Source organism: Microbacterium sp. CFBP9023 (assembly GCF_034045055.1).
Lineage (GTDB): Bacteria > Actinomycetota > Actinomycetes > Actinomycetales > Microbacteriaceae > Microbacterium.
Genome location: NZ_JAXCWI010000001.1, coordinates 852,070 through 865,554, shown reverse-complemented (window position 1 = coordinate 865,554; position 13,485 = coordinate 852,070). Strand labels below are relative to the sequence as shown.

Below are 13,485 nucleotides of genomic sequence, written 5' to 3'. Positions count from 1 at the left end.
GGAGGGTGATCGTCCAGGGAACGGGAAGTAGGCTGGAACGCATGCGGCGCGGGACTTTCCGAGACGACACGGTTGACTATGCGGCCGTGGGTGCGACCCACGCGCCCGATCTGATGCAGTACCCGCCGGAGCGCAGCATCCCGGCGGAGAACTCCTGGCGGATCGGCAGCGGTCATGACCGCTTCCAGTCCGCGGGCGAAGCGCTGCTGACCTGGACCGCGCAGCGCGCGGCGGGCCTCAGCATCGAGGATGTGCGTCCCGCGCCCGGTCCCGCCTACGCCGGTGTCAGCTTCGACGCCGAGGGCACTCCGATCGCACCGAGCAAGAACGACGTCGAACAGCGCTTCGACGCGGAAGGCACCCCGTTCGCCGGCCCGGGCATGACGTTGCGTCTGCATGGGCGGGTTGCCGGCATGCGGGCGGATGCCGAGCTGCGCGTGATCTCCGTGACCGAGGAGAAGCGCCGGATCGGATTCGTGTTGGGCACGGTCGGAAGCTCGGTGGTGCGCGGCGAGGAGTCCTTCGACATCGACTGGCGTGAGGACAACGACGAGGTGTGGTTCTCCGTCCGTGCCTTCGACGCGCCGAACTCCCTGCTCTACCGCGTCGTCCCGCCGCTGGTGAAGCGCCGTCGCCGGGAACTGTTCGCACGCTATCTGCGGGCGATCTCGCCGCTGTACGCGACTCCGGTCTGATGGTCGCACCTCTCTGATGGCCGGTCCGCTTCCACTCGGCGATCCGGCACCGGCAGACGGACATCTGCCCTCCGATCTGCCGATCGATTCGTCCGTGCCCTTCTCCGCATATCTGCACGTCCCCTTCTGCCGGGTGCGGTGCGGCTACTGCGACTTCAACACCTACACCTCGGGAGAGCTCCGCGGCGCGAAGCAGGAGGACTACGCCTCGACGCTCATCACCGAGATCGCCCTGGCGAGGCGCGTTCTCGCGGATGCGGGCGCGCTGCGTCCGATGGACACCGTGTTCTTCGGCGGCGGCACGCCGACTCTTCTGCCCGCGGGAGATCTCGCCCGGATGCTCGGTGCGGCGACCGACGCGTTCGGCCTCGTCGATGGCGCCGAGATCACGGTCGAGGCGAACCCCGACACGGTGACGCCCGAGGTCGCGCGGACCCTCGCGGATGCCGGCGTCACGCGACTGTCGATCGGCATGCAGTCGGCAGTGCCGCATGTGCTCGCCGCTCTCGACCGCACCCATCGCCCCGAGAATGTGACGACAGCGGTCGCCGCGGCGAAGGACGCAGGCCTCGCCGTGAGCGTGGACCTCATCTACGGCGCCCCCGGTGAGTCGATCGGTGATTGGGAGGCGTCGCTCGACGCGGCGCTCGCACTCGAGTCGGACCACATCTCGGCGTACGCGCTGATCATCGAGGACGGCACGAAGCTCGCGCGACAGATCCGCCGAGGCGAGGTGCCGGCGCCGGACGACGACCTGCAGGCCGACATGTACGAGCTCGCCGATGCGCGTCTCGCAGCGGCGGGCTTCGACTGGTACGAGATCAGCAACTGGTCTCGCTCGCCCGAGCAGCGTTCACGGCACAATCTCGCCTACTGGCGGGGGAGCGACTGGTGGGGATTCGGTCCCGGCGCGCACAGTCACGTCGCCGGCCTGCGGTGGTGGAACGTCAAGCATCCGGCCGCGTATGCACAGCGGCTCGCCGCAGCGGAGTCTCCCGCCGCCGGCACGGAGCGGCCGGACGAGCAGTCGACGACGCTCGAGCGCATCCTGCTGCTGAGTCGCATCCGCGAGGGCATCGCCGTCAGCGACCTCGCCGCGGACAAGAGGACACGCGTCGCGGGTCTGATCGCGGATGGGCTCGTCGACCCGGCCGCTGCCGTTCGCGGACGCGTGCAGCTCACACTGCGGGGGCGCCTGCTCGCCGATGCCGTCGTGCGTGAGCTCACCGACTGATCGGCGACCGCTGAGTCCGGACATCGTGCCGGATCAGCACGTGGTCGGCGTCGGCGGGTAGAATTGGCACTCGTAGCCAGTGAGTGCCAAGAGGGAGGGAGTTGCGATGGTCAGCGAAAGAGGCCTCCAGGTTCTCCGCGCGATCGTGCAGGACTACGTCGAGACCCATGAACCCGTCGGCAGCCGATCGATCGTCGACCGATACTCCTTCGGCGTGTCCGCGGCGACGATCCGCAACGACATGGCACTGCTCGAAGACGAAGAGCTGATCGCCGCCCCGCACACCTCCTCCGGTCGCGTTCCCACCGACAAGGGCTACCGCGTGTTCGTGGATCATCTCGCCCAGCTGCGGCCACTGTCGGTCGCGCAGCGCACGGCCATCGAGTCCTTCCTCACCGCTCCCTCCGACCTCGACGACCTGATGGTGCGCACGGTCCGAGTGCTGACGCAGCTCACGGGGCAGGTCGCGCTGGCGCAGTACCCGTCATTCGCGCGCGCGCATCTCACGCATCTCGAACTCGTGGCGCTGGCGCCGAATCGTCTGCTCATCGTGCTCGTCACCGACGCGGGCGGCGTCTCGCAGCGCATCGCCCCGCTGCCCGTCGACGTCGACGACGCCGACATGGCGCTGCTGCGTGCTCGTCTCTCCGCCCTGATCACGGGCCGGGCGGTGAGCGACGCCGCTGAGCGGCTGCAGGCGCTTCTCGCGGACGACGCACACAGTCATGACGTCGTACTGCGCGCTCTCGCGACGATCGTCATCGACGAGCTCGGCGCCTTCCGTCAGGAGCGCCTGGTGATGGCCGGAGCAGCGACTCTGGCTCGACGCGAGCAGGACTTCCGCGGCAGCATCCACCCTCTGCTCGAGGCGATCGAGGAGCAGGTGACGCTGCTGCGGCTGATGAGCGAGATGGAGGCGGACTCCCACGGTCTCGCCGCCAGCATCGGCACCGAGAACGCGTCCTTCGGCCTCGGCGAGGCATCGATCGTGGCCAGCAACTACGCCGCCCCCAGCGGCACGGCGCGAGTCGGCGTGATGGGGCCGACGCGCATGGACTATCCGAGCAATCTCGCGGCGGCGCGGGCCGTGGCCCGCTATCTGTCTCGGATGCTCGACGAAGACGAGGCGGCCCGCTGACGCGGCCGCCCAGAGAACAGCACACGCAGAAGGGCCATTGTGGCAGACCACTACGAGGTACTCGGCGTCTCTCGTGACGCCTCCACCGACGAGATCAAGAAGGCGTACCGACGCCTCGCTCGTCAGCTCCACCCCGATGTGAATCCGGGTGAGGACGCGGCCGAGCAGTTCAAGCTCGTCACGCATGCATATGACGTCCTGAGCGACGACGATTCGCGTCGCCGCTACGACATGGGCGGCGGAGACGGCGCCGCCGGCAACTTCCAGGGCTTCGGCGGCTTCGGGGACATCTTCGAGACCTTCTTCGGCGCGGGCCAAGGCGGTGGCAGGGGCGCGCGTCCGCGGTCACGCCGCGAACGTGGACAGGACGCCCTCGTCCGGGTGACCCTCGATCTCGGCGACGTCGTCTTCGGTGCGCACCGCGACATCGAGGTCGACACGGCCGTGCTGTGCGAGACGTGCAACGGCTCGTGCTGCCAGGAGGGCACGTCGCCCGTCACCTGCGACATCTGCGGCGGGTCCGGCCACGTTCAGCGTCAGGTGCGGAGCCTGCTCGGCAACGTCGTGACCTCCCAGCCCTGCGGCACCTGCGAGGGCTACGGCACGACGATCCCGTATCCGTGCGGCACCTGCGGCGGCCAGGGGCGGGTGCGCTCGCGTCGCACCGTCTCGCTCGACATCCCCGCCGGCGTCGAGACCGGGCTGCGCCTGCAGCTGCCGGGCTCTGGCGAGGTCGGCAAGGCGGGTGGCCCGAACGGCGATCTGTACGTCGAGGTCACCGTGAACCCGCACCCGTCTTTCAGCCGCGACGGCGACGACCTGCTGGCGACGCTGGAGGTGTCGATGCCGGATGCGATCCTCGGCACCGAGACCACGATCCAGGGTCTCGACGGCGAGGTCGATCTCGAGATCCGCTCGGGCGTCCAGTCCGGCGACGTGCTGACGATCAAGGGCCGCGGCATCACGCCGCTGCGGGGCAACCAGCGCGGCGACCTCCGCGTCGGCGTGCAGGTGGTCACCCCGACCCGGCTCGACTCCGCGCAGCGCGCGCTCATCGAGGACTTCGCGAAGAAGACCAAGGCACCGGGCCCGCAGCTGGCGCAGTTCCAGCAGGGGCTGTTCTCGAAGCTCCGCGACCGCTTCCGTTCGCACTGATCCGGGCGGCGCTCATGGCACTCCACTTCCTCGTCGAGAACTCCTCGGATGCAGCGGTCGGCGACCTCGTGTCGCTCACCGGCGCCGAGGCGAAGCACGCCGCCGTCGTCCGACGGCTCCGCGTCGGCGAGGCGGTGACGGTCGGCGACGGCTCGGGGGTGTGGCTGACCGGCGTCGCCGAAGAGGTGTCTCCGTCCCGCGTCGACGTGCGCGTGGCCGAGCGATCGGTCGACCCCGCGCCCAGCCCTCGCATCGTGCTCGTGCAGGCTCTCGCGAAGGGCGATCGCGACGAGCTCGCCGTGCAGGCGGCATGCGAGCTCGGCGTCGATGAGATCGTGCCGTGGCAGGCGAGCCGAAGCGTGTCCCGATGGGATGGTCCCAAGGCCCTCAAGGGGCGCGAGCGGTGGGCGACGATCGTCCGCGAGGCGGCGAAGCAGGCTCACCGGGCGTGGGTCCCGGAGGTGGCGCCTCCGGCGTCGACCGCCGACCTCGCGAGACGCGCCGCATCTCAGCGGGTGCTGCTTCTGGACCCGACCGCCCCCGTGCGGTTGTCCGAGCTCGAGCCGGACGGCAGGGACATCGTCCTCGTCGTCGGGCCCGAGGGCGGTATCTCCGACGACGAGCTCTCGAAGCTGTCGGACGCCGGCGCCGAGCGTGTGCTGCTCGGAGACACCGTGCTGCGCACGTCCACGGCGGGCCCGGCTGCGATCGCCGTGCTGTCGGTCGCACTCAGCCGCTGGTGATCAGGCTACGGACCCGGCAGTGCTGCGGTCAGTAGACTGGGAGCATGTCCGAGCCCTCGATCTTCACGCGCATCCTCAACGGCGACATCCCGGGTGAGATCCTGCTCGACACCGGCCGCGTGTTCGCGATCCGGGACATCAACCCGCAGGCACCGCTGCACGCGCTCGTGATCCCCAAGACCGAGGACTACCGCGACGTCACGGAGCTCGCCGAGGGCGACCCCGGTCTGCTCGCGGAGATCGTCGCGGCTGCGAAGCAGCTCGCCTCCGAGCATGCGAACGGCGAATACCGCCTCATCTTCAACAACGGCGCCAGCGCCGCCCAGTCCGTCTTCCACGTGCACGCCCATGTGCTCGGCAACATCGAGGAGAGCAAGCTCGTTGGCTTCTGACGAAAACGACCTGACCGCATCCGACACCGCCGTCGAGAAGATCTACGCCGACGGCGTCGCCATGGTGCAGCTCCTCGGTCCGCAGGATCGACTGCTCCGGATGCTCGAGAAGGAGCACCGCGACGTTCAGGTGCTCGTGCGCGGCAACGAGATCACGCTCACCGGCGCGCCGGAGGCAGTCGCGAAGGCGAAGACCCTGGTCGACGAGCTGATGACCATGACCAAGGCAGGCCACGACCTCGCCCCGAGCGACGTGACGAGCTCGGCCCGCCTGCTGCGCAACGACGGCGGCCCTCGCCCGAGCGAGGTGCTCGGAGAGGCGATCCTGTCGACCAGGGGCAAGGTCATCCGTCCCAAGACGCTGGGGCAGAAGGAGTACGTCGACGCGATCGAGGAGAACACGATCGTCTTCGGCATCGGCCCGGCCGGTACCGGAAAGACCTACCTCGCGATGGCCAAGGCCGTCCAGGCCCTGCAGCGCAAAGAGGTCACCCGCATCATCCTCACCCGCCCCGCGGTCGAGGCTGGAGAGCGGCTCGGATTCCTGCCCGGCACGCTCACCGACAAGATCGACCCGTACCTCCGCCCGCTCTATGACGCGCTGAACGAGATGATGGACCCCGAGATCGTCCCTCGTCTGATGGCGACGGGCACGATCGAGGTCGCCCCTCTCGCCTACATGCGCGGCCGCACGCTCAACGACTCGTTCGTGGTGCTCGACGAAGCGCAGAACACGACTCCCGAGCAGATGAAGATGTTCCTCACGCGTCTCGGCTTCGGGTCGAAGATGGTCGTCACCGGTGACATCACCCAGGTCGATCTCCCGCAGGGATCCTCGGGACTCCGGCTCGTCACCCGCGTGCTCGACGGCATCGACGACATCCATTTCGCGCGGCTCACGAGCGACGACGTGGTGCGTCACTCGCTGGTCGGACGGATCGTCGACGCCTACAGCGAGTATGACGAGCGGCGCACCGCCCAGCGCTACGAGCGCGAGCAGGCGGCGGAGTTCGCCAACCGTGCCGACCGGCGGGGCGCACAGCGACCAGGACCCCGAGACCGGATGCCGAAACGAGGCCTCTCCTGATGAAACGAGCACAGCCATGATCGAGATCAACAACGAGTCGGCCATCGACGTCGACGAGACCGTGCTGCAGCGCCTGACAGACTTCAACCTCGCGCAGATGCATGTCAGCCCGGACGCCGAGGTCGCGATCGTGCTCGTCGACGAGGCTGCCATGGAGGCCCTCCACGTGCAGTGGATGGATGAGCCCGGTCCGACCGACGTGCTCAGCTTCCCGATGGACGAGCTGCGCCCGGGCACCGAGGATCGCCCCACGGCCCCGGGGCTGCTGGGAGACATCGTGCTGTGTCCTCAGGTCGCCGAGGCTCAGGCCCAGGCCGCCGGCCACACCCTGATGGACGAGCTGATCCTGCTCACCACCCACGGTCTGCTGCACCTCCTCGGCTTCGATCACGCCGAGCCCGACGAGGAGCGCGAGATGTTCGGACTGCAGAAGGAGCTCATCCAGGGCTTCGCCGCGGCTGAACGTCGACGATGACCGCGGCCCTCCTGCTCGCAGGCGCTGTCCTGCTCGTCGCCTTCGGCGGCCTGATGGCGGCGATCGACGCCGCCTTCGGCGTCACGTCCCGGTCGGACATCGAGGAGATGGGCGCGGAGGGGCGCAACGGCCCCCAGCTGGTGCGCATCGCCGCCGACCCTGACGCACACGTCAACGCCGTCGCATTCATCCGCGTGCTCGCCGAGACGGCGGCCGCGGTGCTCGTCACGGTGGCGTTCAGCATCCTGTTCGACAACATCTGGTGGGCGATGCTGGCCGCAGCGCTGCTCATGACGGGTATCAGCTTCGTGCTGGTGGGGGCGAGCCCTCGATCCTTCGGGCGGCACCACGCCGAGGGCATGCTCCGGGCCAACGCACGCATCGTCCGCGGGCTGCGCATCATCCTGGGCCCACTCGCTCACGGACTCGTGGTGCTCGGCAACCGGGTGACCCCCGGGCGGGGACGCAGCTCGTTCACGTCCGAGGAGCAGCTGCTGAGCATGGTCGACGAGGCCGCCTCGAACGATCTGATCGAGGCTGACGACCGCGACCTCATCCACTCCGTGTTCGACTTCACCGACCAGTTCGTGCGTGCGGTGATGGTGCCGCGCACCGAGATGGTGACGGTCGATGCGACGGCGACCACGAGCGAGGCGATGACGCTGTTCCTGCAGCGGGGCGTCTCCCGAATGCCTGTGGTCGACGACGACGCCGATGACGTGGTCGGAGTGCTCTATCTGAAGGACCTGGTGCTGTTCGCCTTCCGCGACGAGAACGCCTGGCGAACCGCATCCATCCGTCCGATCTCGCGACCCGCGACCTTCGTGCCGGAGTCCATGCGCGCCGAGACCCTTCTGCAGCAGATGAAGCGGGACGCCGTGCACGTGTGCCTCGTGATCGACGAGCACGGCGGCATCTCGGGGCTCGTGACCCTGGAGGACCTCATCGAGGAACTCGTGGGCGAGATCTCCGACGAGTACGATCAGGTATCGGCAGAGGTCGTCGAACTCGGCGACGGACGCTATCGCGTGAGCTCCCGACTCTCGCTCGAGGATGTCGGCGATCTGTTCGGCCTCGAGCTCGAGGACGAGGACGTCGATTCCATCGGCGGTCTGCTGGGCAAGGCACTCGGACAGGTCCCGCAACCGGGATCCACAGCGACGGTCGAGGGATTGACCCTCACCGGCGGCGCGTCTCGAGGACGAGGGCGCGGGATCGCGACCGTCTTCGTGGAACGAGCGGCAGACGACGCGGGTCATGCCGCAGATGAGAGAGACGGAAACGATGACTGAGCAGACGCGGAGCGGGTTCGTGACCTTCGTGGGACGACCGAACGTCGGGAAGTCCACTCTCACGAATGCGCTGGTGGGCGAGAAGATCGCGATCACCAGTGAGAAGCCGCAGACGACGCGGCGGGCGATCCGCGGGATCGTGAACCGTCCGCAGGGGCAGCTCGTCATCGTCGACACCCCCGGCATCCACAAGCCCCGTACGCTCCTCGGCGAGCGCCTGAACGACCTCGTCGAACAGGTGCTCGGCGACGTCGATGTGATCGGCTTCTGCGTGCCGGCGACCGAGAAGGTCGGGCCCGGCGACCGCCGCATCGCGACGTCCCTCGACGGATACCGTCGTGCCAAGAAGATCGCCATCGTCACGAAGACGGACGCGGCCAGTCGCGACCAGATCACCGAGCGACTGATGGAGGTCGACGCGCTGCGCGAGGACTGGGACGCCGTGATTCCGATCTCCGCGCTCACGAACGACCAGCTGGAGGTGCTCGCCGACGAGGTGCTCGCACTGATGCCCGAGGGACCGGCTCTGTACGGCGAGGGTGTCACGACCGATGAGTCGGAAGAGGACCGGATCGCCGAGATGATCCGCGAGGCCGCGCTCGACGGGGTCCGCGACGAGCTTCCCCACTCGATCGCGGTCGTGATCGACGACATCGCCCCGCGTGAGGGAACCGACCTGACCGATGTGCATGCATCCATCGTTGTGGAGCGTGACAGCCAGAAGGCGATCATCATCGGCCACAAGGGCAAGCGTCTGGCCGATGTCGGACGCCGGGCACGTGTCGGGATCGAAGAGCTTCTCGGCACGAGGGTGTTCCTGGGCCTCCATGTGAAGGTCGCGAAGGAATGGCAGCGCGACCCGAAGCAACTCGGCCGCCTCGGCTTCTGACCCTCGACACGAGAGACGGCGAGGATCCGGCGCTCCAGCGGCACGGCCGCAGGACTCTCCCGCAGGGGTAGGGTCGCGATATGACACTCGCACAGCACTGGATCGCATCGTCGTGGGGCGCGCCTGAGACATGGGAGTTCGTCGACTACGAGGTGCCGTCTCCCGGCCGCGGTGAGGTGACGATCCGCGTGGAGGCCGCCGGGGTGAATCCCGCGGACGCCAAGCACGTCGCGTCTGCTCACCAGGGCGTGCAGCTGCCTGTGCCGATCGGCTACGAGGTCTCGGGCACGATCAGCGCGATCGGACCCGGCACGCGGATCGGCTCGGGGGATGCGAAAGAAGGGGACGAGGTCGTCGCCTTCCGCGTGCGCGGGGGATACGCGACCGAGCTGACCGTGCCCGCCGCGAAGGCCTTCGCGAAGCCGACCACACTCACGCACGCGGAGGCCGCGAATCTGCTGCTCGCCGGCACCACGGCCGCTGAGATGCTCTGGGTGACCGGCGCGGCACCGGGGGAGACGATCCTCCTGCACGGCGCGTCCGGAGCGGTGGGAGTGAGCGTGCTGCAGCAGGCCGCGCTGCGGGGGATCCGAGTGATCGGCACCGCGAGCGCCGAGCGGTTCGACGTCGTCCGTCGTCTCGGGGGAGTCCCCGTGCGATACGGGGCCGGCCTGGCGGAGCGGGTCCGGGAGGCCGCGGGCGAGGCGGGCGTCTCGGCAGCCCTCGACGCGGTGGGCACGGACGAGGCCGTGGACGTGTCCCTCGAGCTGGTCGCAGACCGCCAGCGCATCGTCACGATCGCAGCGATGGGCAGGGCCGCCTCCGACGGCATCCGGGTGATCGCCGGTTCGATGCCCGTCAGCGCCCGATTCCGGGACGAGGTGCGCGGGGAACTGATCGCTCTCGCTCAGAACGGAGATCTGATCGTTCCCGTGGCGCGGACGTTCGCCCTGGAGGAGGCTCCGGCGGCACTCGCTCTGCTCGCCGAAGGGCACCCCGGCGGAAAGCTCGCTCTGATCCCGTCGTCCTAATCGATCTCGCGCAGCGCCGAGGTCACGACCACGACCCCATCGCCGTAGGCCGCATCCATCGCGTTCTGCACCGACCCGTCGTCCCACACGACCTGCATCCAGACATAGCCGCGTTCGGTCCACAGGGTGAGCGCATCGCGTCCCACGGCTTTCGACAGCTCGTCGGACACCTGCGCCAGCTCAGCCTCGGAGCTCGCGCCTGGGACACCGCCCGTGGGATCCTCCGGTCGGACAGGGTCGTACAGGGCGAGCATGATCGGAGGATCGGTGACCGCATATCGCTCGCCGTCGAAGGTTCCGTACACCGCGTAGGTTCCCCACGTGGTGCCGCCGCTGGATTCGCTCCCGTCTACCCCGTCCCAGGTCCAGCCGTCGAGGGGAAGGCCCGAGCACTGCGGTGGATACGACTCGGCGACGATTCCGAGGCAGAGCCGAGGCTCACCGTCCACATCGAGCACCGTGCCGGTGCCGATCACCCGTCCTTCCGGCGGTGGGACGCTCGCGGCATCCCAGGTCGGTGAGGCCGAACTCGTCGGCGCGGATGCAGCTCCGGAACCGGACGAGCAGGCGGCGAGGCCGCACATCCCGATGACGGCGACGGCGGCGAGTAGCATGCGGCTGTGCGATGTGCTCATGCCTGACAGTGTCTCGTGACGGGTGATCGTCTCACGGCGGCTCTGAGCGGATCGGCATCCCTGCTACCATGGCCGCATGCCTTTCGGCGGTCTGCTTCTTCTTAGCTGCCGCGACGAGTCCTAAAGCTAGGGCCTTCCTCGTCGCGGCGCTTGTGTTGGCCCGTTCACAATTCTGACGAAGAGAAGAAGCCCCATCATGCAGAACACTCAGCGCCCGTCTGCGATGCCGATCCACAAGTATCGGCCGTACCACGAGCAGATCACGGTCAACCTGCCCGACCGCACCTGGCCGGACGCCCGCATCACCGAGGCGCCCCGTTGGTGCGCAGTCGACCTCCGCGACGGCAATCAGGCGCTCATCGACCCGATGTCGCCCGAGCGCAAGCGCGTCATGTTCGAACTCCTCGTCAGCATGGGGTACAAGGAGATCGAGGTCGGATTCCCCTCGGCGAGCCAGACCGATTTCGACTTCGTCCGTCAGCTCATCGAAGAGAACCTGATCCCGGATGACGTCACCATCCAGGTGCTGACCCAGGCGCGCGAGCATCTGATCGCCCGCACGTACGAGTCGATCTCCGGGGCCAAGCAGGCGATCGTGCACCTCTACAACTCGACCAGCGTGCTGCAGCGCGAGGTCGTCTTCCGCACCGACAAGCAGGGCATCATCGACATCGCGCTCGAGGGTGCTCGGCTGTGCCGTCAGTACGAGAAGACCATCCCCGACACGAAGGTCTACTACGAGTACTCGCCCGAGAGCTACACGGGAACCGAGCTCGAGTTCGCCGTCGACGTCTGCAACCAGGTGATCGAGGTCTTCGAGCCCACCCCCGACCGCAAGGTCATCGTCAACCTGCCGGCGACCGTCGAGATGGCCTCGCCGAACGTCTACGCCGACTCGATCGAGTGGATGAGCCGCAACCTGGCGCACCGCGAGAACGTGATCCTGTCGCTGCACCCGCACAACGACCGTGGCACGGCGATCGCGGCGGCCGAGCTCGGCTACATGGCCGGGGCCGACCGCATCGAGGGCTGCCTGTTCGGCAACGGCGAGCGCACCGGAAACGTCGACATCGTGGCGCTGGGCATCAACCTCTTCACGCAGGGCATCGATCCGCAGATCGACTTCAGCGACATCGACCAGGTCAAGCGCACCGTCGAGTACTGCAACCAGCTGCCGGTGCCCGAGCGGTCGCCGTGGGCGGGCGACCTGGTCTTCACCGCGTTCAGCGGGTCGCACCAGGATGCGATCAAGAAGGGCTTCGAGGCGATGGCTGCCCGTGCCGAGGCTGAAGGCGTCACGGTCGACGACATCGAATGGGCCGTCCCCTACCTGCCGGTCGACCCGAAGGATCTCGGACGCTCCTATGAGGCCGTGATCCGTGTGAACTCGCAGTCCGGCAAGGGCGGCGTCGCCTATCTGCTCAAGGCGGACCACGCGATCGACCTGCCGCGCAAGCTGCAGATCGAGTTCTCGGGCGTCGTCCAGAACAAGACCGACGCCGAGGGCGGCGAGGTCACGAGCGAGCAGATCTGGTCGATCTTCAACGACGAGTACCTGCCTGCCACTGACACCGAGGCCAAGTGGGGGCGGTTCGAGCTGCTCTCGACGCAGACCCGCAGCGACATGTCGGGTGACGTGGTGCTCGACGTGACACTGCGCGACGACGATCAGCAGGTGTCCGTCGCCGGTAACGGCAACGGACCGATCGCCGCGTTCATCGAGGTGCTGCGCGGTCAGGGCTTCGACATCACTCTCTACGACTACGTCGAGCACGCACTCAGTGCAGGTGGCGACGCGCAGGCTGCGGCGTACGTCGAGCTGCAGGTCGGCGATCAGCGCCTGTGGGGCGTCGGCATCGACGGAGACATCTCGACGGCATCCCTCAAGGCGATCGTCTCGGGCGTCAACCGCTCGATCCGCACGCGCCAGCTGGAGCTGGCAGCGGTCTGACGGTCGACGAGAACGCCCCCGCGGTCATCGACCGCGGGGGCGTTACGTCTGCCCCGTGCCGAGGATCGGTCACTCAGGGCTCGGCTTGACGACCTGGATCACTCCGGTCTCTGCGGCGACCTTGCGGCGATACAGACGACGTTGCTCCGGAAGAGAGACGTCGAAGCTCACGGCGAGCACTCGGATCACCGCGGTGACGACGATGCCGAGCACGGCGGCGAGCGTGATCGACATCCCGAGTCCGTTCGCGGTGGCGATGAAGACGCAGCCGGCACCGGCGGCGACGGCGTAGAGCGAGCCGACATGCATGATCGAGGTCGGCAGGCCCATCAGCATGTCGCGCAGCACGCCGCCGCCGACCGCTGCGCAGACGCCGATGAACACCGCGGGAACGGGAGGGATGCCGAAGGCGATCGCCTTGCTCGTGCCGAACGCGCCGAACATGCCGATCACCACGGCGTCGAGCACCACGATGACGGTGTTGAGACGGTTGAAGAGTCCCGCGAGCAGCATCCCGAGCAGCGAGGCGCCGGTGGCCGTGAGCAGGTACCAGTTGCTCTGCAGCGTGGCCGGCGTCTGGCCGAGCAGGATGTCTCGGATGAGACCGCCGCCCATGCCGATCATGATGCCGATGATCGCGACGCCGAGCCAGTCGAGTCGTCGCTGCCCCTGGAACCCCGACGCGAACATCGCGCCCTGAACGCCGCCGAGGCCGACGCCGAGGAGGTCCGCCCAGAGCGGAATGGTGAAGAGCGGTTCGGTCACGCC

The 13,485-nt window shown here is 68.2% G+C and carries 14 protein-coding genes; 12 read left to right on the top strand and 2 right to left on the bottom strand.

Translation table 11 applies throughout. The features are described from left to right. Positions 1-41 precede the first annotated feature (41 nt). The 11 genes from SOM10_RS04290 to SOM10_RS04240 all read left to right on the top strand — a co-directional run bounded on the left by SOM10_RS04290 (position 42) and on the right by SOM10_RS04240 (position 10,131). The gene (locus SOM10_RS04290) at positions 42-695 is read left to right on the top strand and encodes a DUF1990 family protein (RefSeq protein WP_320488581.1); all 654 of its coding nucleotides are present in this window, start codon (positions 42-44) and stop codon (positions 693-695) included. A gap of 16 nt (positions 696-711) precedes the next feature. Then, positions 712-1,929, top strand: a complete 1,218-nt coding sequence (hemW, locus tag SOM10_RS04285) for a radical SAM family heme chaperone HemW (RefSeq protein WP_320488579.1) — start codon at positions 712-714, stop codon at positions 1,927-1,929. Positions 1,930-2,035: 106 nt separating this feature from the next. Beyond that, positions 2,036-3,067, top strand: a complete 1,032-nt coding sequence (hrcA, locus tag SOM10_RS04280; protein ID WP_053096524.1) for a heat-inducible transcriptional repressor HrcA — start codon at positions 2,036-2,038, stop codon at positions 3,065-3,067. 39 nt (positions 3,068-3,106) lie between these two features. Then, positions 3,107-4,222, top strand: a complete 1,116-nt coding sequence (gene dnaJ, locus SOM10_RS04275) for a molecular chaperone DnaJ (protein WP_053096522.1) — start codon at positions 3,107-3,109, stop codon at positions 4,220-4,222. Positions 4,223-4,236: 14 nt separating this feature from the next. After that, complete coding sequence (locus tag SOM10_RS04270) at positions 4,237-4,965, top strand: 16S rRNA (uracil(1498)-N(3))-methyltransferase (RefSeq protein ID WP_320488577.1); 729 nt, start codon at positions 4,237-4,239, stop codon at positions 4,963-4,965. Positions 4,966-5,009: 44 nt separating this feature from the next. Further along, positions 5,010-5,357 carry an HIT domain-containing protein gene (locus SOM10_RS04265; protein ID WP_053096519.1) on the top strand — a complete coding sequence of 116 codons (348 nt, stop codon included), beginning with the start codon at positions 5,010-5,012 and terminating at the stop codon, positions 5,355-5,357. Positions 5,358-5,418: 61 nt separating this feature from the next. Next, positions 5,419-6,444, top strand: coding sequence for a PhoH family protein (locus tag SOM10_RS04260; RefSeq protein ID WP_230100781.1), 1,026 nt, complete (start codon positions 5,419-5,421; stop codon positions 6,442-6,444). Positions 6,445-6,460: 16 nt separating this feature from the next. Further along, entirely contained in the window at positions 6,461-6,919 is a 459-nt protein-coding gene (gene ybeY, locus SOM10_RS04255; protein WP_053096515.1) for an rRNA maturation RNase YbeY, read from the top strand. Continuing rightward, positions 6,916-8,211 (top strand): hemolysin family protein, encoded by a 1,296-nt coding sequence (locus tag SOM10_RS04250; RefSeq protein ID WP_053096513.1) that lies wholly within the window; start codon positions 6,916-6,918, stop codon positions 8,209-8,211. The genes ybeY and SOM10_RS04250 overlap by 4 nt, the downstream gene beginning before the upstream one ends. Further along, the gene (gene era / locus SOM10_RS04245; RefSeq protein ID WP_053096511.1) at positions 8,204-9,100 is read left to right on the top strand and encodes a GTPase Era; all 897 of its coding nucleotides are present in this window, start codon (positions 8,204-8,206) and stop codon (positions 9,098-9,100) included. The genes SOM10_RS04250 and era overlap by 8 nt, the downstream gene beginning before the upstream one ends. An 80-nt stretch (positions 9,101-9,180) precedes the next feature. Continuing rightward, complete coding sequence (locus tag SOM10_RS04240; RefSeq protein WP_320488572.1) at positions 9,181-10,131, top strand: NADP-dependent oxidoreductase; 951 nt, start codon at positions 9,181-9,183, stop codon at positions 10,129-10,131. Here the strand turns inward: SOM10_RS04240 and SOM10_RS04235 are convergent. Further along, the gene (locus SOM10_RS04235; RefSeq protein WP_295102843.1) at positions 10,128-10,766 is read right to left on the bottom strand and encodes a hypothetical protein; all 639 of its coding nucleotides are present in this window, start codon (positions 10,764-10,766) and stop codon (positions 10,128-10,130) included. The genes SOM10_RS04240 and SOM10_RS04235 overlap by 4 nt on opposite strands. A 196-nt stretch (positions 10,767-10,962) precedes the next feature. On the opposite strand from SOM10_RS04235, the gene leuA reads away from it, so the two are divergent. Further along, positions 10,963-12,717: a 2-isopropylmalate synthase gene (gene leuA, locus SOM10_RS04230; protein ID WP_053096506.1), complete on the top strand. Its 1,755-nt coding sequence runs from the start codon at positions 10,963-10,965 to the stop codon at positions 12,715-12,717. Positions 12,718-12,786: 69 nt separating this feature from the next. On the opposite strand, the gene SOM10_RS04225 is transcribed toward leuA, so the two are convergent. After that, the gene (locus SOM10_RS04225) at positions 12,787-13,482 is read right to left on the bottom strand and encodes a trimeric intracellular cation channel family protein (protein WP_053096504.1); all 696 of its coding nucleotides are present in this window, start codon (positions 13,480-13,482) and stop codon (positions 12,787-12,789) included. Positions 13,483-13,485: the final 3 nt, after the last annotated feature.

What these genes read in the sequence shown, in the direction of transcription:
- SOM10_RS04240 (WP_320488572.1), top strand. Translation starts at nt 9,181, where the DNA reads ATGACACTCGCACAGCACTGGATCGCATCGTCGTGGGGCGCGCCTGAG.
- leuA (WP_053096506.1), top strand. Translation starts at nt 10,963, where the DNA reads ATGCAGAACACTCAGCGCCCGTCTGCGATGCCGATCCACAAGTATCGG.
- hemW (WP_320488579.1), top strand. Translation starts at nt 712, where the DNA reads ATGGCCGGTCCGCTTCCACTCGGCGATCCGGCACCGGCAGACGGACAT.
- SOM10_RS04250 (WP_053096513.1), top strand. Translation starts at nt 6,916, where the DNA reads ATGACCGCGGCCCTCCTGCTCGCAGGCGCTGTCCTGCTCGTCGCCTTC.
- SOM10_RS04290 (WP_320488581.1), top strand. Translation starts at nt 42, where the DNA reads ATGCGGCGCGGGACTTTCCGAGACGACACGGTTGACTATGCGGCCGTG.
- hrcA (WP_053096524.1), top strand. Translation starts at nt 2,036, where the DNA reads ATGGTCAGCGAAAGAGGCCTCCAGGTTCTCCGCGCGATCGTGCAGGAC.
- ybeY (WP_053096515.1), top strand. Translation starts at nt 6,461, where the DNA reads ATGATCGAGATCAACAACGAGTCGGCCATCGACGTCGACGAGACCGTG.
- SOM10_RS04265 (WP_053096519.1), top strand. Translation starts at nt 5,010, where the DNA reads ATGTCCGAGCCCTCGATCTTCACGCGCATCCTCAACGGCGACATCCCG.
- SOM10_RS04270 (WP_320488577.1), top strand. Translation starts at nt 4,237, where the DNA reads ATGGCACTCCACTTCCTCGTCGAGAACTCCTCGGATGCAGCGGTCGGC.
- SOM10_RS04260 (WP_230100781.1), top strand. Translation starts at nt 5,419, where the DNA reads ATGGTGCAGCTCCTCGGTCCGCAGGATCGACTGCTCCGGATGCTCGAG.
- era (WP_053096511.1), top strand. Translation starts at nt 8,204, where the DNA reads ATGACTGAGCAGACGCGGAGCGGGTTCGTGACCTTCGTGGGACGACCG.
- SOM10_RS04235 (WP_295102843.1), bottom strand. Translation starts at nt 10,766, where the DNA reads ATGAGCACATCGCACAGCCGCATGCTACTCGCCGCCGTCGCCGTCATC.